Origin of the sequence: Streptomyces sp. A0958 (assembly GCF_004795035.1) — a bacterium.
Lineage (GTDB): Bacteria > Actinomycetota > Actinomycetes > Streptomycetales > Streptomycetaceae > Streptomyces.
In genome coordinates, this window is sequence record NZ_SSBK01000004.1 from 300,812 (window position 1) to 327,114 (window position 26,303).

Consider the following 26,303-nt stretch of genomic DNA (forward strand, 5'->3'; position numbering starts at 1 on the left):
AACCATCCATGCCCCTCGGAGGTCACAACAAGTGGGAGCAAACCACTCCTGAACACGCAAGGGGGAAATATGCGAAGCGTCCGTAATGTCGCAGCCGCCGGGGCCCTGACCACCCTGATGGTGGGAGCGACCGCCGCGTTCGGCACGACCGCCTCCGCGGCGCCCAACGTCACACCGCAGAGTGTCTGCGGGAACGCCTACAAGACCGTGAACTCCGCCGCCGTGGGCTCCCTCGGCACGATCTACCTGACGTACAACGCCTCGAACGGCAAGAACTGTGTGGTGACCATCCGGTCCAACCCGGGCGCCGCTCAGGACATGTCCGCGTCCATCTACATCCCCGACACCGACGCCTGGGCGGACGACACCGGGAAGTTCACGTCGTACGCGGGCCCGGCCTACGCCTACGGCAAGGGCCACTGCGTGAGCTGGAGCGGCCACATCGCCAACGTGTACGTGTCGGTGGACAACTCCAACTGCGCTTCCCTCAAGGAGAACCGGGTCCTCGAAGTCCGCTGACCCGCACCACCCCACACCGAACCCGCACCACCCCACACCGAACCCGCACCAGCCCACACCGAACCCGTGCCCGGCACCCGCCGGGCACGGGTCCGGCACGCACGGGACGGCCGGTTCGAGGACTGGCCGGCGCCGGGGCTACGGCAGCCCTTAGGCAGACGGGTTGAGCTTGCGGAAGTACGTCCAGCTGGTCTCGTTGGGCTCGCTCCACCGCTCCGGGGCGTGGGCGAATTCCGGGTGATGGGCGGCGATGTAGGCGCGGGTGCGTCCGGGTGCCTCGGCGTACGAGCCCAGCTTCCGGCCCCGGCAGTGGAAGGTGAGGCCGCCGGGCGCCTGGCCCCGGGCCATCCACGGCAGCCACGGGGACATCCGCGTCCACGACATCGTGGCGGGAACGCCGGGCGCCGATCCGGCCAGATCGGCACGGTCGGCGAAGAACTGGAAGAGCTCCAGGGCCTTGTATGTGTCCCCGGCCGAGTGGGCGGGGTACTCGGCCACGGGCAGCGGCGAGGGGTAGGCCAGCGGGATCTCCAGGCTGAAGCACACCTGGGCACCCAGCTCGGTCGTCGGGACCGGGAAGGGGCGCCACTTCTGGTTGGCGGGGTCGTTCCAGACGTGCACCACCGGCAGGTCGTTCCAGGTCTCCAGGATCTCGCGGGTGCCGGGGTCCAGGTAGAAGGCGGCTTCGCGGGTGAGCAGCTGATAGGCGTCCGGACCGGCCTCGGTGTCCTGGACGAGGCGGGCGACGTTGAGCCCCTCGAAGCCGAAGACGCGCTCATAGGGCTGGTCGGGCGCCCATGAGTACACATCACCCGTCCACCAGTACGTGACCTCCGCACCGTCGAGGGAGGCCCGGGTGCGGGCGAGGGAACGGAGCAGCTCAGCGGGTGTCGTCATGCCAAGCACTCTGCGCGAGCGCGGTTCCGGCCGGGCGCGAAACACTGCGACCAGGGCCGAAACGGCCGAAAACCACCGCTGCGCGGCCCGGACCGGCCCGGGGGTTCCGACCCCGATTGCTCGCGAAGGCCGGTGAACCAACCGATGGCGCCGGCACCCGGAACCCCGGACCTTGTGCGGGCAGGCATCCACATCCCCGGCCCCTCGGGAGTGCTTCATGCGTCGTCGTTCACCGCGCCGGCTTCTCGGCGTCCTCGCAGCCGTCACGGTCGCGTTCACCCTGTTTCCTCGGCGTCCGCTGTCGGTGCCGCCGAGCCGGCGCCCCCCGGACACCGCGGCCGCCGTCCAGCCCCTGTCGACCAGCACCGCGGTCGTCCTCGTCCACGGATACACCGGCAACGCCTCCAACTGGGTCACCGCGGGCAGCGCCAGCCGCTGTGCGCCCCGTACGCGTCCATCACTCGCCCCGCCATCGCCGCCGCACCGGCCGACCCCGCGGCGCTCGCGGCCGAGGTTCACCCCGAACTGTGACGCGAAGGCCGGCCGCAGCAACGAACGGCCCGCGTGCCGGCGCTCGGCTTGGGCTGCCGTCGCGCGTGCTGTACGGCGCTGGGCGGCGAAGGCCAGCCCGCCGCCCCCACCAGCGCCGTGGCCAGGGCCATGCCGAACGCCGGGCCGAGTGCCGCACCGGCCCCGGTGACGAGGGCCGGCCCGGCCATACAGCACAGCCCGTTGGCCGGCGATTCCAAGGCGAAGGCAGTGGGCAGCGCCTCGGCCCGCGGGCCCCGGAGCAGAGCCGGCCGGCGGGCGGCCGACAGCGCGCCCAGTTGCGGAATCGTCGCTCCCACCAGCGCTCCGGCCGCCCGCAGCAGCCCGTGCGGACCGCCGGTCTTGGTCGGGGCCAGCTGTGACAGCACAGCGGCGGTGTGCGCGAGGAGTGCGGGAGGCAGCACACGGGTCCGGCCGAATCGGTCGGTCGGCCGGGCGAGTTGGGCCCGATCAGTGCCTCGGTGACGGCGAAGCAACCGGTGACAAGGCCGGCCACGGTGTAGGAGCCGGTGCGGTCGTGCACCAGCCAGATGATGCCGTGGCTCGTCATGGCGATGCCCGTGCGGCCCGCGGACCGGGTCCACCCGCGCCGACGCCGCGCGCGGCAGCGGGAGGCCGGTCCGCCCCCGGAGTCCTACGACGGCGCGGGCGCCGTCGGGTGTCCGGGCCTCAGGCCCGGCTGCGGCGGCGCCGCACCGCGGTGAAGCCCAGCGCGCCCGCTCCCGTCGCGACGAGGCCGGCCGCCGCGACCGCGGTCGCCGAGACGCCGCCGCTCCCGGTGCTGGCCAGTTGCGCGGTCATGCCGGAGGGCGTCGCGGTGGCGACCGCCGCAGCGATCGTCGGGGAGGGGGTTACCGACGCGGCCGAGGCGGCCGACTGGGTCGGGGTCGGGGTGCCGGACGTGGACGCCGCCTTCACCGTGATCGACGCTGACGTGCCGCAACTGGTGATGCCCCTGAACGGGATCGATCCCTCGTTGACGATCGCGCAGGGGCTCACGGTGGTCTTTCCGACCGGCGCGTCCTTGCGGTAGGTCACGCGGACCTTGGTGGACGTGCTGCTGTGGGCCGCGAGGGAGACGTCCTTGCCGATGACGTCGAAGCCGTAGACGTCCGGTTCGGCGTCGGCAGTGATCGGCTTGAGCGTCGTCCACTTCCCCGAGCGCAGTACCTGAACCGTGGTGTAGCGGTTGGTGAACAGCACATCGGTGACGTTCTCGTACGCCGACGCCGTCGGGTTGGTGACCGTGGCCCGGAAGGTGACCCCGGGCCCGCCCGCGACCGCGGTGGCGGGTACACCGGACAGCTGGGTGCTCAACCCGTGGACCTGGACGGTGTCCACATCGGTGTCGTCGGCGGCGCCCGAGGCACCGTAGGAGATCATGGTCGTCAGCTTCAGGTGGTCGGTGCCGCCGTTGCTGTCGCCGTCGTGCGGGCTCCCCATGGGAAGGCCGAGGCGAAGTTGTGCGGTCCGCGACTTACCGGCGGCCAGCAGAAACGTCTCGGGCAGTTCGCCGGAGAACTGCATGTCGCCGTAGGTCAGCGGCACCGTCTTCCATGCCGTCCCGTCCAGCCGGTACTGCAGGCTGAGGGCGTTCGGCGGCAGACCGCCGCCGCCGTCGATGCGGTAGATCAGCCGGGCGGACGACGTGTCGTACGCTCCGGTGTTGGACGCCGTGGTGGTGAAGTCGACCGGCAGGCCGCCCAGTCCGATCTCCGCCGGTGCCGCGGTGGAAACGGAGAGAGCCGGCGGCATGGTGTCCGTCGGCACGGCCATGGCGGCAGGGGCCAGGACGGCTCCGGTGGCGGCCAGAAGGAGCCCGGCTCCCGCGGCCACGACGGACGAACGCAGCGTGCGTGCAGTGGTGTTCAAGGTTTCCCCCGTAATGATTGTGTGCGGCGCGGCTGGTTGCCGCACCCGATGACGGCGAGTGGTCGTGCCCCGCCGCCTCACACAGTTGGACAGGGCGTCCTGGCTTCGAGTTGTGGTCTCCATTACGACGGTTCTGTCACGCAACGGTCTTGTACGCGTACGATCGGCCATCGCCCCGGCGACCGGCCGCAGGCGCCTTCCGCCGCCGCGCGTCGCCGCGGCGGCCGGCCCGTTCCGAGTCAGAAGTGGTCCACGTCGACGACGGCCCGGGCGAAGGCGGCGGGTGCCTCCTGCGGCAGGTTGTGGCCGATGCCCGCCAGCGTTCGATGGTCGTACGGGCCTGTGAACTGGCGCCGGTATGAGGCCCCGTCATCCGCCGGCGCGAACGGGTCCAGCTCGGCGTCGAGGGTGATGGTGGGGACGGCGATGGTCGGCATGGTGAACAGCACCCGTTCGTAGCGGTCGTAGCGGCGCTCGCCGTCGGCGAGTCCGAGCCGCCAGCGGTAGTTGTGGATCACGATGTCGGCGTAGTCCGGGTTCTCGAAGGCCGCGGCCGTGCGCGCGAAGGTGGCGTCGTCGAAGTCCCAGGTGGGGGACACGGTGTCCCAGACCAGCCGGCACAGCTCGGGCCGGGTCCTGGCATCCTCCATGGCGCTGCGGCCCCGCTCCGTGGCGAAGTAGTACTGGTACCACCACGCGTGCTCGGCCTTCGGGGCCAGAGGCGTCTTCTGGGCCTCCACGTCGGTGATGAGGTATCCGCTCACCGATACGAGCGCCTTGACGCGCTCCGGCCACAGGACCGCCATGATGTCGGCGGTGCGCGAACCCCAGTCGAAGCCGGCCAGCACGGCCTTCTCGATCTTGAGCGCGTCCATGAGGGCGAGGACGTCCAGGGCGACCGCCGACTGCTGGGCGTTGCGGAAGGTACGGGAGGACAGGAAGCGCGTCGTGCCGTGACCGCGCAGGTAGGGGACGATCACCCGGTACCCCTGGGCGGCGAGGAGGGGCGCGGCGTCGACGTAGCTGTGGATGTCGTAGGGCCAGCCGTGCAGGCAGATGACCACGGGACCGTGAGCCGGTCCCGCCTCGGCGTAGCCGACGTTGAGCAGCCCGGCCCTGATCTGCTTCAGCTCGCCGAAGGACGTGTGGGCTCCGGGAGCCGTCGCGGGCACGGCCGGCGCCGGTGCCCCGCTTCCCGTCCGAGGTGCGGCCGACGCGGTCGCTGCTGTCTGGAGCCCGGCGGCCATGGAAGCGGCCGCCGCGCCGGTGCCGAGACCGACGGCCTTGCCGAAGGTACGCCTGTTGATCATGTGAAGCCTCCGTCGTGCGGTGGACCGCCGCAACGCGCGTGCGCGGGCGTGGGCGTGCGGTGGGGAATCGCCGAACGGGCCGCCGTGGGCAAGGCGACCGTCTACCGCAGCTACCCCACCAAGGAAGACCTGGTGGCGGCTGCCGTGAACCACCGGCTGACGGAGCTGGAGCGGGCGACCGCCGCCGCGCTGCAAGAGGCCGACCCGTACAGGGCGTTCGCCGACTATGTGCTCCGCCTCTTCGAGGCGCTCGCCGGCGACCGGCTGCTGGCGGAGGTGCTCGCCGACGCCGGCGTCGGAAACGGCTCCGGCCTGCTGATCCAGCTGTCGGAACTGATGGAGGCGGCCAAGGCCACCGGAAAGGTCCGGGACGACGCCTCGGTGCTCGATCTGCGCATCGTGCTCTGCGGCCTCGCCGTCCAGCTGATCAAGATCGCCGACCGGGACCCCGCCCTCTGGCGCCGGTACGGCGCACTGACCCTCCAGGCACTGCGCCCCTGACCACACCCGGGAGGCGGTCGGACCGGCGGCGCGCCCGGCCGAGGGCCGACGTCATTCCTCACTCCTTCAGGCCGTAGAAGCGCATGGCCGAATTCGGGGTGAAGCCGATCCGCGGATACACCGGCGCGCCCGCGGCGGTCGCGTGCAGCGTGGCACGGGTCAGGCCGGTGGCCCGGGCGCCCTCGTACAGCGCTTTGCGCGTCACCGCCTCCCCGTATCCCCGCCGTTCCCACCGCGGATCGGTGGCGACGAGCACCACGAAGAGCCGCCCCTTCGCCTCCACGGTCGCGGCACACGTCACGGGTACGCCCTGCCGCAGCCCCAGGTAGGCGTGTACCCCGCTCTTCCAGAGCGAGGAGCCCGCGATCCCGTCACGGCCAGCCTCCGGAGGAAACCCGTAGGCGTGTGAGTTGAGGTCCGCGTAGGCGAGCAGTTGCTCGTCATCGCTCACACGGACGAACTCCAGCTCGGGATGGACCGGTTCGGGAAGCGGGAACAGGTTTCCGGCCATGCCCGTGCCGGGAAAGGCGTACGCGAGGCCGGCCCGCTCGGCCGCCTCGTCCAGCGCCGTACGCCCCTCCTCGTCGAGGAGCCCTTCGAAGACCCACAGGAAACCCGGCTGCCTCTTCGCCCGCATGATGTCCGCCGCCTGCCCCATACGCTGACCGACGAGCCGCGCGTCCGCGCCGACATCGGTCAGGGTGACGCAGTTCCAGAACGCGAAGCCGCAGTCGGCCCAGCGAACAGCGATCCCCGGCAGGTCCCGCACGTCCGCGTTCGCATCCCGGTCGAGCACCATGGCCCGCCAGCCCACGGCGAGTTGCTCCATTGATTCGACCGACTCCGCGAGATCCGCCACCACAACTCCCGAATGTATTGAGCGCACAAAGAGCCGGCCGGATGCGGCCTGATGCCCGCTGTCGCTGGGATCATAGATTCCGTCCAGGGGTTCGCGGGGTGGTTCGTGAACATGTGCACCTTTCGAGGGGATGCCGAGTGGCACATGAGGAACGACGAGACATTAGCCGGGCCGCCGGCCGGGGCGTCGACGTGGACGAAGGCGTCGGACGGACCGCCCTGATGGTGGCCGCGGCGCGCGCCATCGAGGCCGGCCGCCCCGACGCCCTGGCCCGCGACACCTACGCCGAGCACTTCGTACGCGCGTCCAGCGCCAGCGCCGACTGGCCCGTCCACCCGGACCAGGTGCCCGGGAGGGACACCGACCCGTTGTGGGGCAGGCTGGGCCGCTTCTTCGCGCTGCGCACCCGGGTGTTCGACGACTTCCTGCTGGACCGGGCGGCGGCGGGAACCCGGCAGGCCGTCATCCTGGGCGCCGGTCTCGACTCCCGCGCCTACCGGCTGGCGTGGCCGCCCGGCTGCACGGTATTCGAGATCGACCGGGCGGAGGTCCTCGCCTTCAAACGGACCGTCCTGGACAGGCTGGGAGCCGTACCGTCGGCCGAACGCCACCCGCTCGCAGCGGATCTGCGCCACGGCTGGATCGAGCGGCTGATCGCGGCCGGGTTCGATCCGAAGCGCCCCACGAGCTGGGTGGCCGAAGGGCTGATCCCGTATCTGCCACCCGCCGCGGAACGCGCCCTGATCGACACCGTCGTCGTGAACAGCGCGGCGGGGAGCGCCCTGGCCTACGAGGTGAAGCACGGCGCGAAGCCGGCCGCAGCCGCCGACTATCCCCTGCACACGGTCGTACGCGAACGGATCGGCGTCGACCTGTCCGCTCTGTTCGACCCCGAGCCCCGGCCCGACTCGGCGGCCGGCCTCACCGCCCGGGGCTGGGCCACGACCACCCGCACACCGTTCGACTTCACCCGGCAGTACGGCCGCGGCCCCCTCCCGCAGACCAACGACACGCTGGCCGCCAACCAGTGGATCTTCGCGTCCGCACCGTCCCGAGGGTGAAACAGGCCCAGGCGGAAGGCGGGGCCACTCGCGGCCCCGATCCGGGTAGGCGCCGGCATTCCGGCGAGGCCGCCCTTCGTCCCGCGCCGCTGCCTGACCATGGCCGCCGAGAAAAGGTGATGCGGTTCGAGCCGGCCCTCATGTGAAGGCGCACGGCCCCGGTCCGCCTCTGCGTGGCCGGAAGGCCGCGCCCGGCTGTGCACGGTACTGAAGGAGGCAGCGGATCGCCGCGGACGCTACCGGGTCGCCGGGCCCTCGGTGAAGAACGCCACCATCCGGTCCAGCCCCTGTGGACCGAACATCATGTCCAGGCTCCCGGCGGACTCCGTCGCAAAGGCTTCGCTGCGCGGGAAGAGCGCTTCCTCGTACGCGGACAGCGCGGCCTCGATGTCGCCGGGACGGGCGGCGACCGCCAGCGCGAGTTCGGCTCCGTCGAACATGGCCAGGTTGGCCCCTTCGCCGGCGAAGGGGGACATCAGGTGGGCGGCGTCACCGAGCAGCGTCACGCCCGGCGTGCGGTCCCAGCGGTGGCCCACCGGCAGGGCGTGGATGCGGCGCGGAGCGAGGGTGTCGGCGTCCGCCACCAGCCGCCGCAGTCCCTCGTCCCAGCCCTGGAAGCGGGACAGCACGGCTTCCTTGGCCGTGTCCGGGTCGCCGCCGAAGTCGACCGTGTCGAGCCAGCCCTCGTCCGCCCTGAGGGCGGCGTAGACGTGCAGACTGCCGTCGGTTTCCCGGTGCGCGAGGAAGCCGCGTTCGTCGCCCAGGCAGAGGAAGAACCCGCCGCCGATGACGGCCGCGCTGCGCGGGTGACGGGTGTCCGCCTCCAGCAGATCGCACTCCACGAAGGAGATCCCGGTGTAGGCGGGCCGTGCGTCCGAGACCAGCGGCCGTACGCGCGACCAGGCACCGTCACCACCGATCAGCAGGTCGGTGGTGACGGCGGAACCGTCGGCGAACGTCACCTCGTGGCGGCCGTCGCCCAGCGCGCGGGCGGCGGTGACCTTCCTGCCCCAGCGGATCGTGCCGTCGGGCAGTGAGTCGAGGAGCAGGTCGCGCAGGTCGCCGCGGTCCACCTCGGGGCGGCCGCCGTCGCCGTCGTCCTCCTCCGAGACGTGGACGGTGCCGTCGGGGCCGAGCAGCCGCATGGCCTGTCCGCCCTCGTGGACGATCGCGCGGAAGCCGTCGTGGAGACCGGCGGCCTGCAGGGCCTTCTGCCCGTTCTCCTCGTGGATGTCGAGCATGCCGCCCTGAGTGCGGGCCGCGGACGACGCCTCCAGCTCGAAGACGGCGGCCTCGATGCCGTGGACATGGAGTACGCGGGCAGCGGTGAGACCACCGAGGCCCGCGCCGATGATCGCGATGGGGTGGTGAGTGCTGTGAGTGCTCATCGGGTGCTCCTGGAGGTGAGGGGACACGTCACGTTGTGCGCGGCAGTGTCGGGCCGTTCACCTCACCACCGTAACGAACGCGTTCGGAACGAACAAGTTCGTTCATGGTGTCACGGAGGCGTGGTGCCGCGCAGTGGCTGCTGACTCAGCCCTCGGTGCCCGGAAGCGGTGTTTGCGTGATGCCGTTGATCACGACGTCGAATCCCCAGGCCAGTCGGGCATCCTCCGTGCCGGCCCGCAGCTCCGGAAGGTGTGCCTTGATCATCGGGTGGGCCGCCTCGTCGACGTCGTGAACGGCCCGCGTCAGCGCGTCCCAGTCGTCCTCGCTCCTGGGGTCCCGCTCCTGCGCGGCGTGTTCCGCGGCGGTGGCCGTCGCGTACTGCAGCAGCGAGTCGACCCCCCAGGCGGCCTGTCCCTGGGAGGCTCCGCCGCGGGAGAGCAGGAGCAGTACCCGCTCGACCAGGCCGAGGTAGTGCTCCCCGCTGGGCCGCGCCACCAGGGCGGACCGGGCCAGCTGCGGGTGTGCGGCCAGCAGGTGGGTGTACGAGGTGAGTACGGCGACGAGCTGCCCGCGCCAGTTGCTTCCGGTGTCCAAGGCGGGCAGGTGCACCTCGCCGAGGAGTGCGTCCAGGACGGCCGCGTGCAGCTCGGCGGTGTTGGTGACGTAGACGTACAGCGAGGCCGGACCGGTGTCCAGCTCCTGTGCCAGCCGTCGCATGGTCACCTTCTCCAGCCCGTCCGACCGCATGACCCGCACGGCGGTGTCGACGATGCCCTGCCGGGACAGGGCGGGCTTGGCGGGGCGTTCGCGGCGGCTGATCGGTTCTCGCTTGCTGGTCACGTGCCGATCGTAACGACCGCGCTCGTCGTGTCGGGGCGCGGTGTGCGGGCGCGGGATACCACCATATCGCTTTAGTGGGTGTATGCAAGTATTGCTAAGGCAGGTAGGGCGCGCGTGCATTTATGTATGCACGCTGCTCCGTACCTCCAAGCCCACCGGGGAGGCCTCCGCCGTCGGCCGCCTGGGGCCGCCGCCCGCAGAGCACAGCACCACCACGAAAGGGCCACCCCCATGACCGCCTCCCTGGCCAACCTCGGCCTGGACCACGTCGACCTCAACCTCATCCACTGGCCGACCCCGGCCCGCGACCTGTACGTGAAGAGGTACAAGGCACTGGAGAAGATCCTCGCCGACGGCCGTGCCCGTGCCATCGGCGTCTCCAACTTCCAGATCCCCACCTGCGGCGGCTCATGGAGCACACCGACATCACCCCGGCCGGCCCAGGGCGCGGTGCTGGGAGACGAGGCGGTCACCTCCACCGCTCAGGCCAACGGCGTAACCCCGGCGCAGGTCGTGCTGCGCTGGCACTTGCAGACGGGCAACATCGTGATCCCCAAGTCCGTCACCCCCCGCCCGCACCCGGCAGAACCTCGACTTCTTCGGATTCGAGCTCACCGACACCGATCTGGCCGCTCTCGCCGGCCTCGACCGGGGCCAGCGCACCGGCCGGACCCCGACACCCTCAACTGACCCGTACCAGGTGGCGCCCGTCCGGCCGGACGGGTGCCACGGACGGCCCATGACCGCAGCATCGACACCGCACCACAAGGCACGAGGAGCCCCCCATGCAGATCGACCTCTCCGGCCGCACCGCTCTGGTCACCGGCTCCACGCAGGGCATCGGCCAGGCCATCGCCGTCGGGCTGGCAGGCGCGGGCGCGCATGTCGTCGTCAACGGCCGCAGCCAGGAGCGAGTCGCCCAGGCCGTCCACGCCGTGCGCGCCGCGTCGAGGAGCGACGAGGTCACCGGCGCTGCGGGCGACCTGGCGACCGAGGAAGGCGCGGCCGCCGTCCTGGGGACCACCCCCGCGGTGGACATCCTGGTCAACAGCCTCGGCATCTTCGGGGCCGCCTCCCCACTGGAGATCGACGACGCCGAGTGGCTCCGCTACTTCGAGGTCAACGTCCTCTCCGCCATCCGGCTCATCCGGGCCTATCTGGCGGGTATGAAGAAGCGCGGCTGGGGGCGCGTGGTCAACATCGCCAGCGACTCGGCCGTCGCCATCCCCGCCGAGATGATCCACTACGGCATGACGAAGACATCGCTGCTCGCGGTCTCCCGCGGCTTCGCCAAGGACGCGGCCGGTAGCGGTGTCACCGTGAACTCCGTGATCGCGGGCCCCACCCACACCGGAGGCGTGGAGGACTTCGTGCGCGAACTCGTCGGCGCCGAACTCCCCTGGGACGAGGCCCAGCACGAGTTCATGGTCAGGCACCGGCCCCAGTCCCTGCTGCAACGCCTGATCGAGCCGGAGGAGATCGCCAACATGGTCGTCTACCTCGCCTCGCCGCACGCCTCCGCCACCACCGGCGGCGCCCTACGCGTCGACGGCGGCTACGTCGACTCCATCCTCCCCTGAGCACACCTCACCGTGCGGCCCCGGGGGTTTACGGTTTCCGGCTGCGGACGCCGTTGTACCGCGCGTCGGTGACAGCCTCGGCCCACCGGGTTTCAGGGGTGTCGTCGCCGGTGCCCTCCCACAGCGCGATGTGCTCCATGAAGCGGTCGGGGGCGGCACCGTGCCAGTGCTCTTCACCGGGCGGACAGCTCACGGTCTCGCCCGCGCGGGCCTCGAAGACGGTGCCGTCGCGCGTGCCGATCAGGGCGACGCCCGAGAGCACATGCAGGGTCTGCCCCAGGGCGTGCGAGTGCCAGTGGGTGCGGGCGCCGGGGGAGAAGCGAACGAGGTTCGCCCGCATCCTGGAGGGCTCGCTGCCGGCCATGATGACGTCCCACCACACATCACCGGTGAACCAGTCCGCCGGAGCCTTGCTGGTGGGTTGTGACGTGATGAATTCCATTGCGCTTGCGCTTCCTCTCGATTCGAACAACGGTGTGCCGCGTCCCGGACCCCTCACGGCCTGAGGAGCACCTTGATCGCCCGGCGCTCGTCCATGGCCCGGTAGCCCTCCGCGACCTGGTCCAGCGGCAGGGTGAGGTCGAAGACCTTGCCCGGGTCGATGGCCCCGGTCAGGACGCGGTCGATCAGGTCGGGCAGATACCGGCGCACGGGGGCGGGGCCGCCGCGCAGCCCGACGTGGGAGAAGAACAGCTCCTGCCCGTCGACGGCGACCTCGTGCGGGACGCCGACGAAACCGACGTTGCCGCCCGGCCGCGCCGAGTGCAGTGCCTGCCGCATGGCCTCGGCGGTACCGACGCACTCCAGCACGCTGTCCGCGCCGACGCCACCGGTCAGCTCCTCGATCCGGGCGACACCCTCCTCGCCCCGCTCGGTGACGATGTCAGTGGCACCGAACTCCACCGCCAGCTTCTGCCGGCTCTCGTGCCGCGACATGGCGATGATGCGCTCCGCGCCCATCTCCTTGGCCGCGATCACCGCGCACAGGCCGACCGCGCCGTCACCGACGACGACGGCGGTGGAGCCCGGCCCCACCTCGGCGGCATCCGCGGCCCACCACCCGGTGCCCATGACATCGGAAACGGCCAGCAGTCCCGGCCAGAACTCCTCGCCCGGCACCTCACCTGCGGCGACCAGGGTGCCCTGGGCGTTGGGGACGCGCACGTACTCGGCCTGGCAGGTGCTCATGAACTCGCGGTTCCGGCAGTGCGACGGGAAGCCGCTGCGGCAATGTGCACACGTGTTGTCCGAGGTCGCGAACGACCCGACCACGAACTGCCCCGGCCTGACCGAGGTCACCTCCGATCCGACCTCCTCCACGAAACCGACGTACTCGTGCCCCATCGGGTGCGGGCCATCGACCGGCTCCGCTCCGCGATACGGCCACAGGTCCGAGCCGCACACACAGGTCACGGCTGTCCGGATGACCGCATCGGTCGGCTTGACGATCTTCGCTTCGTCCACGTTCTCCAGGCGCACATCGCCGGGGGCGTGAATCACTGCTCCGCGCTGAGAGGGCTTCCTTACGTACGGTGGCGGCCGCTGCATGCGGTTTCGGGCCCGGCGTAGGCTCGCTTCTACCCCGACTGGGAAATGTTCGCCGACGTGGCGGTCGCCCTCCTACGCACCGAGGCCGGCCGCAACCCGTACGACAAGGACCTGCACGACCTCGTCGGTGAGCTGTCCACCCGCAGCGAGGAGTTCCGCATCAGGTGGGGTGCCCACAACGTCCGCCACCACGGGACCGGCACGAAGCGCTTCCACCACGACGTCGTCGGGGAGCTCACGCTCGCCTTCGAGGGCCTGGAGATGGCCGCCGAGCCCGGACTCACCCTGACCGTCTACGCCGCCGAGCCCGGCTCGGCCTCCGAGGAATCACTGCGCCTGCTCGCCTCTTGGGCGGCCACCCACGAGGGCCCGTCGCCGGCGCAGCAACCCACGACGAGCTGACTCCGTCGGTGAACAGGGCACCAGCGGCGCCCGAAAAACCGTGGGGCACAGTAGAGGCATGCCCACGTACGAGACGATGCCCTTCCATCTCCGAACCGAGCGGCTGACACTGCGGCCGTGGGCCGAGGCGGACGCCGCGGAGTTCAGCGCCCTCCTTTCCGAACGCGGCGAGGGGACACCGGCGGTCGAGCGCATCCGGACGTCCATCACGGAACTGCTCACCGCGACGGAGAACACCGGAATCGCCCTGCTGCCCATCCAGCGCCGCGACGAGGGCGACTTCATCGGCTACTGCGGCCTGATCATCGGCCGCTCCACCCTGGACGAGCCAGAAATCGCCTATGAGCTGTTCCAGCGGGTGCATGGGCGCGGCTACGCCACCGAGGCGGCCGCAGCCGTACTCGAAGCCGCTGCCGCGACCGGGCGGAAACGGCTCTGGTCGACCGTCGGCACCTGGAACACACCCTCGCTCCGTGTCCTGGAGAAGCTCGGCTTCGAACGGGACCACGTTTCCACCGAGGACAGTGGTGAAGTCGCCTGGCTCACACGGGCGTTGCCGTGACATGAAGGTGCGGGGCCGGTCGCAGCCCGGCCCCGCACCTACGTGAACACAAGGGATGTCACCGCCGGCGCTTGTGCGCGAAGACCCAGCGGTTCCCCTCCAGTGCGTCGTTCGGCTCGGGAAGCGGGCCGCGTCCGTGCTCGCGGGTGAAGTCGAACGGGGTGTGCGTCGAGGTGGACCAGCCCCTGGCCGCCAGGTCGCCCGCGGAGTCGGGCCGCGGTCCCTTGTCGAAGAGATGCAGCAGGTCGATGCCGATCTCCTCCCGCGTCGCCGTGTAGATGGCGCTGTCGCGGTAGGCCAGCAGGTCCGCCTCCACCTTGGCCTCGAAGGCCAGTGCGCTGCCTTCCGCGGTCAGCCGGTCCACGGCGTCGACGAGGTACGTCTCGACGGTGCTCGGCAGGTAGAAGAGCAGGCCCTCGGCCAGCCAGACGCTCGGTGCGGCCGGGTCGAAGCCGGCCGAGGTCAGCGCGGTCACCCAGTCGGCGCGCAGATCGACCGGAACGGGCACACGCTTCACCTTCGGAGCGGCCGACAGACCCGTGAGCACCCGGTGCTTGAAGGCCAGTACGCCCGCCCGGTCCATCTCGAAGACCGCGCAGTCGGACGGCCAGTCCAGCCGGAAGGCCCGCGTGTCCAACCCCGCTCCCAGCAGGACCACTTGACGGGCGCCCGTGCCGACGGCCCCGAGGAGGAAGTCGTCCAGGACCCTGGTACGGAGGCCGAAGTAGCGGGCGAACCGCCCCCACAACGCGTTACGGTCCCCGTCCGGGACCTGCTCGATGCGCACCGGCCAGTCCGCGCACGCCGGCGCGGCGCGCACGAAGTGTTCCGCGTAGACGTCCCTGGCCAGGCTGTCGTGCCGATGGGTCTCGATCGCCCGCGCCGCGGCCACCAGGAGCGCGGTCAGCCCCACGCCCCCGTCCACGCCTCCCACGTCCGGGTCCTGCGGTGCCGTACCGCCGGCGATGTCTGTGCCCCGGCCCGGCACGGGGGCCGCGAGCTGTCCGCCGTTCGGATGCGGTGAGTCCGTGGTGCTGCTTGCCTCGTTCATCGGTTTCTTCCCTCCGGGAGCAGGACGGGTTTGACCACGCGGCCCGCGTCGCAGTCGCGTTCGGCCTCGTTGATGTCGGCCAGCGGATACGTACGGATCAGCTGGTCGAAGGGGAAACGCCCGGCCTGCCACAACCCGGTCAGCACCGGTATCAGCAGCGCTGGTACGGCATCCCCTTCGCAGATGTGGCGGATGCTGCGGCCCCGGTCCAGCGTGCCCGGTTCGAGCGGCAGCGCGGTGTGGAGCCTCGCGACCAGGCCGAGGCTGCCGGTGGGGCGCAGGGCCCGGAGCGCGTCGTTGATGAGCGGCGGCGACGCCGTCGTGTCCAGCGCGTACTGCGCGCCACCGTCGGTCAGCCGCCGGATCTGCTCGGGCAGCCCGACCGTATCGGCGGGCAGCGGAATCGCGCCGAACCGTTTCGCCAGGGCGAGCCGTTGCGGATGCCGGTCCACGGCCACGGCCGGCACACCGCAGGCACCGGCCGCCATCACAGCGGCCAGCCCCACCGCCCCCGCGCCGAAGACGACCAGGGTGTCACCGGGTCCGGCACGGAAGGTGTTCAGCACGGCGCCGGCCCCGGTGAGGAAGCCGCAGCCGAGGGGCCCGAGCAGTTCGACGGGCAGCGCGGGGTCGACCCGGACGGCGTTGCGGGCCGGGACGAGCGCGTACTCGGCGAACGAGGACTGGCCGAACCACCGCGGGGCCAGCGCCTTCCCGGCCGCATCGGTGAGCCGGGGCGCGCCCTCCCCGCGCCCCCCGAAGAGATTGAGCGAGGCGAAGGAGTCGCAGTAGGCGGGGGCGGCGCCCCGGCAGTTCTGGCAGTGCCCGCAGGAGTCGAAGCTCAGCACGACGTGGTCACCGACGCCGATCGAGGTATCCGGGCCGCCGCCCGTCCGCACCACGACCCCGGCCCCCTCGTGACCGAGCACCGCCGGCAACGGGCTGCGACCGGCCGACCGCCGGACCGCCAGGTCGGTGCGGCACATCCCGCAGCCCGCGATCTCGACCAGGACCTCACCGACGGCGGGCTCCGTGTTCAGAGCCACCTCCTCGACCGCGAACGGGTCCTCGTACGAGCGCAGCACGGCCGCCCGGAAACGCGTCGTCATGCTTCCTCCGGGCGGTGGACGACGAACGGGCGGAGGTTGCCGTACAGCCCCCAGGGCCCGCCCGCGACGCCGACACCGCTGTTCTTGACGCCGGCGAAGGGCTGGGCGAGGGACAGCTCGGCATGGTGGTTGATCCAGGCCGTGCCGCATTCGAGCCGGTCGGCCACCGCCTCGGCCCGGTCGGGATCGGTGCCCCACACGGAGCCGCCCAGCCCGAAGCCGGTGGCGTTGGCCGCGGCGACGGCTTCGTCGAGGCTCCGGTACGGCAGCACGGGCAGGACGGGCCCGAACTGTTCCTCGGTCACCACCGCACTGCCGGGTAAGACGTCGGTGAGGATGGTGGGAGCGAAGAAGTGGCCCGGACCGTCCAGCCGGTGGCCGCCGGCTGCCGCCCGGGCCCCGTCCGCCACGGCCTGCCGCGTGACCTGCTCGACCCGGGCCAGCTGAGGAGCGTTGTTGACCGGGCCGAGCCGGGTGGCCGGGTCCAGACCGTTCCCGACGACAACCGCTTTCGCCCGCTGGGCGAGCGCTTCGACCACGTCGGTGTGGAGCCGGGCCGGGACGTACACGCGTTTGACCGCCATGCAGACCTGCCCGCAGTTGCGGAACGCGGCCCAGAACAACCGGTCCGCGATCCGTTCCACATCGACGTCGTCCAGGAGAACGGCGGCGTCGTTGCCGCCCAGCTCCAGAGTGACCCGGGCGAGTGACGCCGCCGCCCCTGCGGCGACGGCCCGACCGGTGGCCACCGAGCCGGTGAAGGTGACGTGCCGGATGCCCGGGTGGGACGCGAGGCGGGCACCGAGCGGTTCACGGCCGGTGACGACGGTCAGTACGTCCTCGGGCAGCGCGGTGGCGAGGACGGAACCCAGCAGCCGGGTGGCGAGAGGGGTGAACGGGGACGGTTTGAGGACGACGGTGTTGCCCGCCGCGAGCGCGGGAGCGAACTTCGCCGCCGCGAGCTGGAGGGGGAAGTTCCACGGCACGATCGCCGCGACGGGCCCGAGGGGACGCCAGCGGACCTCGCTGCGCACGGGCCGGCCGTCGCTGATCCGCCGCGTCCTCGGGACCAGGTCCGCGAAGTAGCGCAGCCGGGCCGCCGTACGCGCGATCTCCGCGTACGACTCGGCCAGCGGCTTGCCCTGCTCCCGGGTGAGCAGCCGGGCGAGGTCGTCGCCGGCCGCCTCCACGGCCTCGGCCGCCCGGAGCAACGCGCCGGTCCGCGCGGCGGCGTCGGCACGCCACCCGTGCCAGGCCCGGTGGGCTCGGTCGACCACGGCGTCCAGCTCGTCCGGCCGCTGATCGGGGGCCTCGCCGATGGTCTCCCCGGTGGCCGGGTCGACGACAGGAAAGTGCGCGGACCCGCGTCCGGGAACGCGGCCGGAACCATCCGGATCGGAAGTCGGCATGCCGGCGGTCAGCTCACGACGGGAGCGCCGGCCGAGTGCTCCCGGGCCTGCCGGTCCATTTCCGCCCGGAAAGCGGCCACCAGATGGGGCTGAATCCTTCCCGCATTGCGGTCGCCGCCCTCGCAGACCGCTCCGCGCACGCCCACGATGTCCGTCCCGATCCGGGTCAGCGGAGCGAGGTCGGCCTGTTTGACACTGCCCGCGAGGGCGGCCAGCAGACCGGAGGAGTGGGCCAGCCGCACGAACTCGGCACAGACGTCCGGCGGAACGTGGTCGAACAGCCGCGTCCCGTCCTTGATGGCGGTGTCGAGCATGGCCGCGTCGGCGCCGGACCGGGCGGCGATGTCGGGAAGGGCGAGCGGGTTGACGCAGCCTATCCGGTGGGCGTCGGCATACCCCGAGGCGACGACGAGCGCTTCGGGCCGGTGATCCTTCACCGCCCGCACGACCGCGCGCATGACCTCGATGCCCTGATCGGGCGTCGTGCACCCGTAGAGACCGACCTTGATGTACGTGGCTCCGGAGACGACCGCGCCGAGCGCCGCCTGAGCCACCGTGCCGGGCTTGTACGGGACGTCCCCCACGGTCGCGGACACCGGCTTGTCGGCCGGGACGGCGTCACGGATCTCTCTGATGACCCAGGGAAAGTTGGCGCCGAGCGATCCCTCGTCGGGCTTCTTCACGTCGACGATGTCGAGATACTCCGCGGCCTTCGCACATTCGAGGGCTTCCTCGACGCTGTCCGGAGAGATGAGAAGCAACACCTTGGGCTCCTTCCGCCGCATGTCCGCCTGACCGAAGGGCAGGGGGTGCGGATCACCTGATTCACGTGCGGTGTGCTCATCATTTCCACTGCCGTGTGGGCTCCGGTAGGGCGTGCGAAGCCCCTGTGGAGCATTTGCCCCAGGGGTAACGCGCCGCGCGCCCCGGCGCGAACCGGGCCACCGATCGAAGACGTGATCCCCTCCGGGAGGCCGTCTCCCGCGACCCGCGTGGGATCATCCGTCCATGAGCAGCGACCTGGAAGTGAGTGCGTTGGCGATCAACATCACGATCCCGGAGGCACTCCGCTGGACGGATACCCGACGCGGTGCGGCGTTCCAGCTGACCACCCTCAACGTTCGGCTCCTCCCCGACGGTCACCTCGCCGCGAAGGCCTACGGCCGACCGGTGGAGGGCGGCCGGGGTGCGTACGTCTCGTTCCCGGTGCCGGACCGGCCCGGGCTGGCGGCCCTGGTCGCCGGCGCCGCAAGCCGCGCCGGTGAGATGTGGGCCGACCACCGAGGTCTCGGCTGACCGCCACCACGCCGCGAGCAAGGTGCCCCCGCGAACCGTTGGCTCGCGGGGGCACCTTGCCGACCACCGCCCTCCGTCAGGTGAGGGCAGGCGGTATCAGCGCTCCAGTGAGAACGTCTGAGCCGGCGACCCATCGCACTGCTGCTGCGACAGCCGGGCCCCGTTGGCGGCGGAGGCGCCGTCCACGGACAGGCACTTACCGCTGTTGCGGGCGACGAACCGGTACGTACCGGCCGCCCCGGAGGGCTCCGCCCGCCACTGCTGGTTGGTGCCGCCCACGTACGACCACAGGTGCACCCGGATGCCCGCGGCGGTGGCGCCGGGGCCGCCGTCGACGTCCCAGACCTTCGTGTTGTGCCGGTTGACGACCTGGTAGGTGCCGTCCCCGGCGGGCCGGAACTGCCAGCTCTGGTTGGCCCCGTCGCCGCAGCTCCACTGCTGGAGCGCGGTCCCGTCGGTGGTTCCCCAGTCGGCGGCGTCGAGGCAGGCGCCGCTGTTGCCGTTCTTGACCCGGTACCAGGCGGCCGAGTCGATGGAGCCGTCACCGGGCGGCACGGTGGTCCCGCCGTCGGTGCCGTTCCACACGAAGGTGGCGACCGCGCCGGCGGGCAGGGTGTAGACGAGCGACCTTCCGTTGTCCGTCAGCGAGAACCGCTGGGCACCGGACGCCGTGTTGACGACATACGCGGCACGGGTGCCGTCGGGGTTCTGGAAGGCGACGTTCTCCACACCACCGCTGCCCTGGCTGGTGGAGCCGACGCGGGTGGCGCCGGGCTTGATGAACTTGGTGACATGACCGAGCACGTAGTACTCGGCGTTGCGCGTGACGTTGCCGTTCGCGATCTCCACGACACCGTTGCAGCGGTCCGAGCAACCACCCTGGTGGGGGCCGCCGTTCTGGTCGAGGGCGAGGTTCCAGTCGACGACGGTCTCGCCGCCGTTGCGCATGTTCTGCACGACGAGGTTCTCGGCGTGCCACTTGAGGGTGTCGGCGAACGTGGTGGACCGGTCGGCGCTGTCGGTGCCGGAGCACTCGGTGAAGAAGACGCGCCTGCCGGCGTCGACGACCTTCTGCTGAGCGGAAGGAGTGCCCCCGTAGCAGTGGAAGGCCGCGCCGATCACCCGGTTGGTGCCGGGTGTCCCGTTGAACACGTCGAGCGGGTAGTCGGGGTGGTCCCAGTTGTGGTCGAAGGCCAGGAGGTTCGTGGGCAGGCCCGCCGCGGTGAGGGTGCGGTCGAGCACCTTGAAGAAGTCGGCCTGCTGCGAGGCCGTCATGGTCATCGACGGGTAACTCGCCGCGAACTCGGGCTCGTTCTGGACGGTGAGGTCCGTCAGAGTGACGCCCTGCTGCCCGTACGCCTGGATCGCCTTGACCAGGTAGTCGGCGTACGCCTGGTAGCTCTCGGGCTTGAGGCTGCCGCCGTTGAGGGCGTTGTTGGTCTTCATCCAGGCGGGCGGCGTCCAGGGCGTGCCCATGAAACGGATGGCCGGGTTGATCGAGGTGGCCTGCTTCAGGACCGGGATGATCTCGGCCTTGTCCCGGTCGATGGAGAAGGACCCCGGGCTGTCCTCGTACGTGTAGAGGCTGCTGTCGGCGTTGAAGTCGCTGCTGCCGAGCGGCTGGCGCAGGTAGTTGAGCCCGATTCCGTCGCCGCCGGTCGAGAACAGCGAGGTCATCAGCGCGTCGCGCTTGTCCTGCGGCAGGTTCTGGATGAGGTGGGCCGACGCACCGGTGACGGAGGCACCCGCCCCGGTGAACCGCTGGCCCCTGCTGTTGCCGTCGACCCGGATGTCGACGCTCTGCGGTGAGCCCGTGAAGGCGACGGCGCCCTCGGCGGAAAGCTTCTTCGTACCGTCGGGAGTGGTGACCCATACCTGGGCCGTGGGGTCGGCGGCCTGGGCGGCTGTACCGCTGCCGGCCAGGCCTACGGCCGCGACGGCCATCGCCAGGGCGGCGCCGGCGGCGCGCGCCCATGGGCGCGGAGGACTGTCGTGGGACATGTGCGGCTCTCCTTCGGTCATGCCTGGGGGGAGGACATGGCGCATCCCTTCGCGCCGTGGCGGGGCGCGTCTCCTTGGGATGACGGCGACATGAAAGCACACTCACTAAGTGGTTAGTAAGTGGTCGGTACGGCTTTGCCGCCCGGCGCTCCCGTGACAGAGACGGCCCCCTGGTCAGCGCCCCGGACACACCGCCCGCCCAGCATTCCGGCCGGTCTAAGCTGGGCCGGTGAGCAACCAGTCAGCGGGCAGGTCCGGCCGGGCGGCCAGACCCCGCACCCCCCGAAGCCCGGAAGCCCAGCAGCGGCAGCGGGACATCCTGCACATCGCGATGGACACCTTCGCCGCCCGTGGCTACAACAACGCCTCGCTCGCTGAGATCGCCGACCGGGCCGGCCTGACCCAGGCCGGTGTCCTTCACTACTTCCGGTCCAAGGCGCTCCTGCTCACCAGCGTCCTCGAACTCCGCGATCAGTCGGGCATCGAGCAACTGGGCCCCGACCGCCCGCACGGCCTCGCCTTCCTGCGCCACCTGGTGGACACCGCCCTCCGCAACGCCGAACGCGAAGGGATCGTCCGCCTCTACGCCGTCCTGTCGGCGGAGTCCGTGACGGACGACCATCCGGCACAGGACTACTTCCGCGACCGCTACGACGGGCTGCGGAGCTTCGTCGCCGACGCCCTGCGCGAGGCGTGCGAACTCCCCGACGAGGACACGGAGAAGGCGGAGAACGCCGCCAACGCCGTCATCGCGGTCATGGACGGTCTTCAGGTGCAATGGCTGCTGGCGCCGGACTCGGTGGACATGGCCGCCTCGACCGACCTCGTGGTCACCGCCCTGCTGTCAGCGCTCGCACCCCACCGCTTCGGCCCGGACGCCGAGGCCCGGCCGGGCGGGTAGCGACACGAATTGCACTTGTCGGTCTTCGCCCCCCACGCCTAGCCTCAACTTCATCGGCGTGCAGCTCAGCAGTCAGAGCGCCGGGCTGTGGTCCCGGAGGGCGCAGGGGCAGAATCTGCCACGCCGGCTTATGAACGCCAACCACGCACCCGCCCAGCGGGAGTTCCCCGTAGGGGCCGGCGGCTCCGCCGCCTATCCCGAAGCCATGCTGGCCCGCGCCTTTTGGACCGCACACACCCACCACGACGCCGACACGCGCGAACGCGCCGAACACCGCGTCGCCCGCTGGCGGGCCGTGCTCGCCGGCATGGCGGACGGCAACCTGGCGATCGGCTCCCGCACCCCCGTCGCCGGGCTGCCCGCCTGGGTGACACCCGACGTCATCAGGGGCGGATTCGCCACCTTCCAACTGAGCGCCGAAGGCCCGCTCCAGCCGTACGAGCAGGAGCTCGCGGTCCACGCCGGGGTGCCCGCCGAACGCCGGGCCCTGTTCGCGTGCTGCCTGACCGAAGCGGGCCTCGCGCGGCTGTACGCGATGCTCGACAGCGGTCGCTACGAGATCACCGTCCCCGAAGAAGCCGCCCTGCTGACCGTGGCCTGGCTGGCGCGCGCCCAGGACGCGGCCGGCGCACTCGAACTCGTCGAGACCCTGGCCCCCTTCGCCGACCGCCTGCGCTTCACACCCCGCCCGGCCGCCCAGCCCGCACCGGCGGCCCGGCACCCCGGCCACGTCACGGCCCGGCTCGTCCCCGCCCTGACCAGCCTGCGGCAGACCGTGTCCGGCGGCGCCCCGGACACCGGCGAGGGCCGGCTCCTCCTCGGCTGGAGCACGAAGCGCCACTGGCTCCGCCCGGCCCTGCCCGACCTGCCTGACTGACCCGGGCGAGCGGGCGATCTCCCGATGCCCGCGACCCGCCGGGCCTGACGGGCGCCCCGTGCTCCTGCGTTCCAGTGAATTGGGGGCGCAAGGCGCTCCGTACCGCACCCAAGGGCCGTTACCCCTGGGGTGCGAGCGCGCACCCACGCACACGACAAGCAAGGGTGTGAGGTAAGCGATGACGGACATGGATCGCAGGAGCATTCTGCAACTGACCTCGGCGGCGACCATCGTCGGGGGACTGGTGGTCGGGGCGGGCGGGGCCGCCCACGCGGCGCGCAGGGCCGACCGCCAGATCATCCTGAAGGGCAAGCGCACGGGGGCGAACATCCCGGACGTGCTCACGATCGGCGTCCCGTACTTCGTCCGGTACGAACTGTCGGACGCGGAGGGCCGCAGCGTGGGCACCGAGAACGCGCACTGCCTTCCTGTCACCGTGGGGCCGGACGGCTCGTACGTCATGGCGACACTGGTCCTGAGCCTCGACGACGGCATGATCACCGCCGCCACCGCCTTCCAGCGCCCCCTCCCCGCCGTCACCGAGCTGCCGACCGGCTCGCGCCGGTGGACCCACGAGTTCGCGATCACCGGAGGCACCCGGAGCTACGTCGGCGCGGCGGGTTCGGTCACGATCGAGCACCCGACGCGAGACGAGGACGCCCTCACCATCAACCTGACCGACGCTGCGCAGTAGCGGGCAGCCCCTGTCAACCCGTGGCCTGTCACGCGACGAACCGCGTGCAGGCTGCGGGGGTGCGTGTCGGCGGCCCCGAGGACGGCGGTCAGCCGCGTGAACCTCCCGGTGGAGGCTCATGGGGCCGCATCGTGCCGGGGGCCACTGCCTGAGTGCGTGATGCACGTCACTCGGACGGCGGGCGAGGGTGGCGCCGGGGTGCGGTGGGGGACGCGTCGGATCGGGGGCGTCGGCCTCACCCCACCCAGCGGCGGCGGGGCACCCGGTGACGGCGTGGCGCCGGTCGCTCCGCCGCGGGCCGACTCCTCGGCAGGCGTCTCAGGTGGCGACGGCCGCGGCCGTGCCCGACGGCGTGTCCCTCGCCCTGCTCCGGCTCCGGGCATCCGCTTGCGCGGGAATCCGGGCCCGTGCCCGGGCGAGCAGAGCCGCCGGTTCGGGATTCGCCTGAAGGGAGGTGAGGACCAACTGCCACCACTGCTCCAGCCGCTCCCGCCAGCCCCACCTGCCCGGCATCTCATCGGTCAGGGTGCAGTGCCCGTAGAACCCGCATACGAGCGCCACGGCGGCCGCCGAAGGCGCGACCCCCTCCGCGAGTTCGCCTCTCGTGCGGGCCTGCGCGAGGAGCCGGGTGGCGGCCAGGGCCCAGGCGCCGAACGGCGTGGGCACGGGGGCCTCGATGGCGCGGCGCTCCGCCCACAACCGCGCGCCGGCCCGCGCCAGGACGTCTTCGCTGAGCGACTGCGCGACACCGAAGCTGAGGGCCACCAGCTTCTCCAGGGGAGGGACGCCCGGCGCGGCGTAGGTGGCGACGAGCTGAGGCCAGGTGGCGAACTGCTCGCGGACCACGGCCAGCGCAAGATTCTCCTTGCTGGAGTAGTGGAAGTAAATCGCCCCACTGGTCTTTCCCGAGTGGTCACTTATGTCATTGACACTCGTTCCCGCATATCCCCGTTCGACAAATAGGTGTGCCGCTGATTCCAGCAACAGTTTGCGGGTTGCGCGCGCCCGGTCCTGCACTTGTTCCACCTTCGCTCAAACGTGCTAGCGCTGCGACACGGAAATCTGTTCCACTCCTCCGTTGAGGGTGTAGTCGCATCGCGCGAAGATCCTATTATTCCTTGCGTGGGGCGCCCCCGGGCGGCTCGGCGCAATCTGGCGTTATGTCGGAAGAAACGTTTCGGAAGGCGTGGGGATACCGCCCCCGGTCGAAACCTCGATGGACTGAAAAGGTCGCCCCACCAGGCTCTTTCACCGATGAGTGCTCCTCGTGCCCCGACCCTTCGCCCGGTGCTCCACAGCTCGGCCGGCCGCGCCCACGACTTTTCAATGCACTCGAATTGGTGATTGCGTAAATTGAAGGCGCCGAATTAACGTAATGACCATGATGTTTCGGATGGGCCGGTCCTGTAGGCCTACGTCCGTCACGGCGTGACCAGCGGTATCGAGCTGGTCGAAGTAGCCACAGGGCGGCGCCTGTATCCGACTCAACGCCCTCACGCGTGCCTTTTGGGCACCCGTCTGCGCCCACACCCGAATCGGTCGGCGCAGCCTTCGAGAACGGCAGTTACATGACAGCTGATCGAATCCTCTCGTGGTCCCCGTCCGCCATCGTCTTCGACTGCGACGGAACCCTGATGGACACCGAACGACACTGGCAGGAGGCCCGGAACATCACCTTCCGGATCTTCGGGCTCAATCCGCCCGCAGGGTTCGCCGACCGTGCGAAGGGCGTGCACTACACCGAGTGCGGCGCGCTCATGGCCCAGGAGACCGGGAAGCCGGACCTCGTGGACGACCTCGCCGACACGTTGCTGAAAACCTTCACCGCACTGGTCGATCAGGACCCGGTGACCATGCCGGGCGCCGCCGCACTGGTCCGGCTGGCCGCCCGCCACCGCCCTCTCGCGGTGGCGAGCAACTGCCCGCGCACCATGGTGGAATCGTGCCTCGGCCGCGCCGGACTCCTGACCTGCTTCGAGCACGTCGTGGTCGCGGGCGACGACGTACGGCCGAAACCGGAGCCGGACGTCTACAGAGTGGCAGCCCGCCTCTGCGGCGTGCCGCCCGAGGAGGCTCTGGCCGTGGAGGACTCGCTGACCGGCATGGAGTCGGCCCGCAGGGCGGGCCTTCGCGTGATCGGCATCGGAGCGCGCCCGCCGGGCCCGGACGCGGAGCAGGCAGACCTCTGGGTCGCGAGCCTCGCCGACCGCGAACTGCTCACCTGGGCCCGCAGCCGGCTCGGCACCTAGGCCCTGTCGTCGCTAGAGCGAGCCGGCCCCCGGCCGCCGGGCGGGCCGGTCAGGCCCACCACCACCTGCCGGCCCGGCTGCACGCACACGAAAGCCCAGGGGCTGAACGTACGGTACGGTCACTCGCCGGCGAGATAGGGCTCCAGAGACCGCACCGTTCCGGCGGCGGAGGCGAAGAACAGAGCAACGCCCACCGCCCCGGGGTCCGGAACACCTGTCGCACGCTCGCCCAGGTAACTCGCCCGCCCCATGCGCGCCGCCTGTGACGCGGTCTCCCGCACCCCCCGCCACGCCCCTTCGGCAGCCTTCGCCAGAGCAGCGGTGGGCGGTGCGTCCTGAGCCGCCCGCAGGGCGGCTGCGGCCGGAGCCAAGGCGTCAACGAGTGTCTTGTCCCCGGGCGAGGCGTCACCCACCCGGCGGATGGCCTCGAGTCCCTGGGCGGCACCCGTGGCGAGCGCGTCAGTCGTCAGCCCGGTCTCCGCACCGGCGGCCCGGCTCAACGCCTGGAACAGCAGACCGAACAGAGGACCACTGGTTCCGCCCACCTCGTCGAGAAAGGCAGTGGCCATGGCGCCGAGACACTCCTCCGGACCGGCCGAATCCGCCGCCCGGTCGAGCAGCAGACCGGCAGCCCGGACCCCGGCGGCCAGATTGGCACCGAAGTCGCCGTCGCCCGCCTGCTGGTCGAGAGCGGTCAGTTCCGCTTCGGTGGCGTACACCGAAGCGGTGAAGCGCCCTGCCCAGTCACGGGTCTGCGCGCCGTCGAGAGCGTTGCTCGTCATGGGCCCTCCTCGTGCTTGCGTTCCCGGGGCGCCGGGAGCCCGGCC

Annotated in this window: 26 protein-coding genes, 1 tRNA gene and 3 pseudogenes; 14 read left to right on the top strand and 16 right to left on the bottom strand. The window is 71.3% G+C overall.

Annotated elements, in window-relative coordinates:
* Positions 1 to 69 precede the first annotated feature (69 nt).
* Positions 70 to 519, top strand: a complete 450-nt coding sequence (locus E6P78_RS06520) for a spore-associated protein (protein WP_136202539.1) — start codon at positions 70 to 72, stop codon at positions 517 to 519.
* 150 nt (positions 520 to 669) lie between these two features.
* On the opposite strand, the gene E6P78_RS06525 is transcribed toward E6P78_RS06520, so the two are convergent.
* Entirely contained in the window at positions 670 to 1,416 is a 747-nt protein-coding gene (locus tag E6P78_RS06525) for a DUF1838 family protein (protein WP_136202540.1), read from the bottom strand.
* A gap of 217 nt (positions 1,417 to 1,633) precedes the next feature.
* Here E6P78_RS06525 and E6P78_RS33265 point away from each other — a divergent pair.
* Positions 1,634 to 1,843: pseudogene (locus E6P78_RS33265) on the top strand (lipase); the annotation flags it as partial.
* A gap of 88 nt (positions 1,844 to 1,931) precedes the next feature.
* Here the strand turns inward: E6P78_RS33265 and E6P78_RS06535 are convergent.
* From E6P78_RS06535 to E6P78_RS06545, 3 genes are all read right to left on the bottom strand, one after another.
* Positions 1,932 to 2,333 (bottom strand): hypothetical protein, encoded by a 402-nt coding sequence (locus E6P78_RS06535; protein ID WP_206307737.1) that lies wholly within the window; start codon positions 2,331 to 2,333, stop codon positions 1,932 to 1,934.
* Positions 2,334 to 2,634: 301 nt separating this feature from the next.
* Positions 2,635 to 3,837 (bottom strand): hypothetical protein, encoded by a 1,203-nt coding sequence (locus E6P78_RS06540; RefSeq protein WP_136202541.1) that lies wholly within the window; start codon positions 3,835 to 3,837, stop codon positions 2,635 to 2,637.
* A 239-nt stretch (positions 3,838 to 4,076) separates the two neighbouring features.
* Entirely contained in the window at positions 4,077 to 5,147 is a 1,071-nt protein-coding gene (locus E6P78_RS06545; RefSeq protein ID WP_136202542.1) for an alpha/beta hydrolase, read from the bottom strand.
* A gap of 54 nt (positions 5,148 to 5,201) precedes the next feature.
* Between E6P78_RS06545 and E6P78_RS06550 the strand changes: the two genes are divergently transcribed.
* The gene (locus E6P78_RS06550; RefSeq protein WP_240799085.1) at positions 5,202 to 5,648 is read left to right on the top strand and encodes a TetR family transcriptional regulator; all 447 of its coding nucleotides are present in this window, start codon (positions 5,202 to 5,204) and stop codon (positions 5,646 to 5,648) included.
* A gap of 58 nt (positions 5,649 to 5,706) precedes the next feature.
* Here the strand turns inward: E6P78_RS06550 and E6P78_RS06555 are convergent, their stop codons facing one another.
* Positions 5,707 to 6,507, bottom strand: a complete 801-nt coding sequence (locus E6P78_RS06555; protein WP_136202544.1) for a GNAT family N-acetyltransferase — start codon at positions 6,505 to 6,507, stop codon at positions 5,707 to 5,709.
* Positions 6,508 to 6,698: 191 nt separating this feature from the next.
* Here E6P78_RS06555 and E6P78_RS06560 point away from each other — a divergent pair, with 191 nt between their 5' ends.
* On the top strand, positions 6,699 to 7,568 hold the full coding sequence (locus E6P78_RS06560; RefSeq protein ID WP_276607206.1) for a class I SAM-dependent methyltransferase: 870 nt from the start codon (positions 6,699 to 6,701) through the stop codon (positions 7,566 to 7,568).
* A gap of 236 nt (positions 7,569 to 7,804) precedes the next feature.
* On the opposite strand, the gene E6P78_RS06565 is transcribed toward E6P78_RS06560, so the two are convergent.
* Together E6P78_RS06565 and E6P78_RS06570 are read right to left on the bottom strand one after the other, a co-directional pair.
* Positions 7,805 to 8,956, bottom strand: a complete 1,152-nt coding sequence (locus tag E6P78_RS06565; RefSeq protein ID WP_136202545.1) for an NAD(P)/FAD-dependent oxidoreductase — start codon at positions 8,954 to 8,956, stop codon at positions 7,805 to 7,807.
* Between the two features lie 145 nt (positions 8,957 to 9,101).
* Positions 9,102 to 9,797: a TetR/AcrR family transcriptional regulator gene (locus tag E6P78_RS06570; protein ID WP_136202546.1), complete on the bottom strand. Its 696-nt coding sequence runs from the start codon at positions 9,795 to 9,797 to the stop codon at positions 9,102 to 9,104.
* Between the two features lie 231 nt (positions 9,798 to 10,028).
* On the opposite strand from E6P78_RS06570, the gene E6P78_RS06575 reads away from it, so the two are divergent.
* A complete protein-coding gene (locus E6P78_RS06575; protein ID WP_240799086.1) occupies positions 10,029 to 10,487 on the top strand; it encodes an aldo/keto reductase in 459 nt (152 codons plus the stop codon).
* Between the two features lie 95 nt (positions 10,488 to 10,582).
* Positions 10,583 to 11,377, top strand: coding sequence for an SDR family oxidoreductase (locus E6P78_RS06580; protein WP_136202547.1), 795 nt, complete (start codon positions 10,583 to 10,585; stop codon positions 11,375 to 11,377).
* 28 nt (positions 11,378 to 11,405) lie between these two features.
* Here E6P78_RS06580 and E6P78_RS06585 read toward each other — a convergent pair whose 3' ends face one another.
* Complete coding sequence (locus E6P78_RS06585) at positions 11,406 to 11,819, bottom strand: cupin domain-containing protein (RefSeq protein WP_136202548.1); 414 nt, start codon at positions 11,817 to 11,819, stop codon at positions 11,406 to 11,408.
* A gap of 53 nt (positions 11,820 to 11,872) precedes the next feature.
* Positions 11,873 to 12,925 carry a zinc-dependent alcohol dehydrogenase family protein gene (locus E6P78_RS06590; protein ID WP_206307738.1) on the bottom strand — a complete coding sequence of 351 codons (1,053 nt, stop codon included), beginning with the start codon at positions 12,923 to 12,925 and terminating at the stop codon, positions 11,873 to 11,875.
* A gap of 24 nt (positions 12,926 to 12,949) precedes the next feature.
* Between E6P78_RS06590 and E6P78_RS06595 the strand changes: the two are divergent.
* A pseudogene (locus E6P78_RS06595) lies at positions 12,950 to 13,327 on the top strand (transcriptional regulator); the annotation flags it as partial.
* Positions 13,328 to 13,385: 58 nt separating this feature from the next.
* On the top strand, positions 13,386 to 13,889 hold the full coding sequence (locus E6P78_RS06600) for a GNAT family N-acetyltransferase (protein WP_136202550.1): 504 nt from the start codon (positions 13,386 to 13,388) through the stop codon (positions 13,887 to 13,889).
* 58 nt (positions 13,890 to 13,947) lie between these two features.
* On the opposite strand, the gene E6P78_RS06605 is transcribed toward E6P78_RS06600, so the two are convergent.
* From E6P78_RS06605 to E6P78_RS06620, 4 genes are all read right to left on the bottom strand, one after another.
* Entirely contained in the window at positions 13,948 to 14,823 is an 876-nt protein-coding gene (locus E6P78_RS06605) for a class I SAM-dependent methyltransferase (RefSeq protein ID WP_240799090.1), read from the bottom strand.
* 113 nt (positions 14,824 to 14,936) lie between these two features.
* Positions 14,937 to 16,049: an NAD(P)-dependent alcohol dehydrogenase gene (locus E6P78_RS06610; RefSeq protein ID WP_136202552.1), complete on the bottom strand. Its 1,113-nt coding sequence runs from the start codon at positions 16,047 to 16,049 to the stop codon at positions 14,937 to 14,939.
* Positions 16,046 to 17,458, bottom strand: a complete 1,413-nt coding sequence (locus tag E6P78_RS06615) for an aldehyde dehydrogenase family protein (protein WP_136202553.1) — start codon at positions 17,456 to 17,458, stop codon at positions 16,046 to 16,048. The genes E6P78_RS06610 and E6P78_RS06615 overlap by 4 nt, the downstream gene beginning before the upstream one ends.
* Before the next feature lie 8 nt (positions 17,459 to 17,466).
* On the bottom strand, positions 17,467 to 18,222 hold the full coding sequence (locus E6P78_RS06620) for a (5-formylfuran-3-yl)methyl phosphate synthase (protein WP_136202554.1): 756 nt from the start codon (positions 18,220 to 18,222) through the stop codon (positions 17,467 to 17,469).
* A 244-nt stretch (positions 18,223 to 18,466) separates the two neighbouring features.
* Between E6P78_RS06620 and E6P78_RS06625 the strand changes: the two genes are divergently transcribed.
* A complete protein-coding gene (locus tag E6P78_RS06625) occupies positions 18,467 to 18,754 on the top strand; it encodes a hypothetical protein (protein ID WP_136202555.1) in 288 nt (95 codons plus the stop codon).
* Positions 18,755 to 18,850: 96 nt separating this feature from the next.
* Here the strand turns inward: E6P78_RS06625 and E6P78_RS06630 are convergent, their stop codons facing one another.
* Positions 18,851 to 20,755 (bottom strand): RICIN domain-containing protein, encoded by a 1,905-nt coding sequence (locus E6P78_RS06630; RefSeq protein ID WP_136202556.1) that lies wholly within the window; start codon positions 20,753 to 20,755, stop codon positions 18,851 to 18,853.
* 319 nt (positions 20,756 to 21,074) lie between these two features.
* Here E6P78_RS06630 and E6P78_RS06635 point away from each other — a divergent pair, with 319 nt between their 5' ends.
* The 4 genes and pseudogenes from E6P78_RS06635 (at position 21,075) to E6P78_RS06645 (ending at position 23,227) form a co-directional block, all read left to right on the top strand.
* Positions 21,075 to 21,656: a TetR/AcrR family transcriptional regulator gene (locus E6P78_RS06635; protein ID WP_276607208.1), complete on the top strand. Its 582-nt coding sequence runs from the start codon at positions 21,075 to 21,077 to the stop codon at positions 21,654 to 21,656.
* A 54-nt stretch (positions 21,657 to 21,710) separates the two neighbouring features.
* Positions 21,711 to 21,783, top strand: a tRNA-His gene (locus tag E6P78_RS32690).
* A 3-nt stretch (positions 21,784 to 21,786) separates the two neighbouring features.
* A pseudogene (locus tag E6P78_RS06640) lies at positions 21,787 to 22,365 on the top strand (hypothetical protein); the annotation flags it as partial.
* Between the two features lie 346 nt (positions 22,366 to 22,711).
* The gene (locus tag E6P78_RS06645; protein ID WP_206307739.1) at positions 22,712 to 23,227 is read left to right on the top strand and encodes a hypothetical protein; all 516 of its coding nucleotides are present in this window, start codon (positions 22,712 to 22,714) and stop codon (positions 23,225 to 23,227) included.
* Between the two features lie 318 nt (positions 23,228 to 23,545).
* Here E6P78_RS06645 and E6P78_RS06650 read toward each other — a convergent pair whose 3' ends face one another.
* Positions 23,546 to 24,244: a ScbR family autoregulator-binding transcription factor gene (locus E6P78_RS06650; RefSeq protein ID WP_276607207.1), complete on the bottom strand. Its 699-nt coding sequence runs from the start codon at positions 24,242 to 24,244 to the stop codon at positions 23,546 to 23,548.
* A 551-nt stretch (positions 24,245 to 24,795) separates the two neighbouring features.
* On the opposite strand from E6P78_RS06650, the gene E6P78_RS06655 reads away from it, so the two are divergent.
* Complete coding sequence (locus E6P78_RS06655; RefSeq protein WP_136202557.1) at positions 24,796 to 25,476, top strand: HAD family phosphatase; 681 nt, start codon at positions 24,796 to 24,798, stop codon at positions 25,474 to 25,476.
* Between the two features lie 119 nt (positions 25,477 to 25,595).
* On the opposite strand, the gene dhaL is transcribed toward E6P78_RS06655, so the two are convergent.
* On the bottom strand, positions 25,596 to 26,258 hold the full coding sequence (gene dhaL, locus E6P78_RS06660) for a dihydroxyacetone kinase subunit DhaL (RefSeq protein ID WP_136202558.1): 663 nt from the start codon (positions 26,256 to 26,258) through the stop codon (positions 25,596 to 25,598).
* Positions 26,259 to 26,303: the final 45 nt, after the last annotated feature.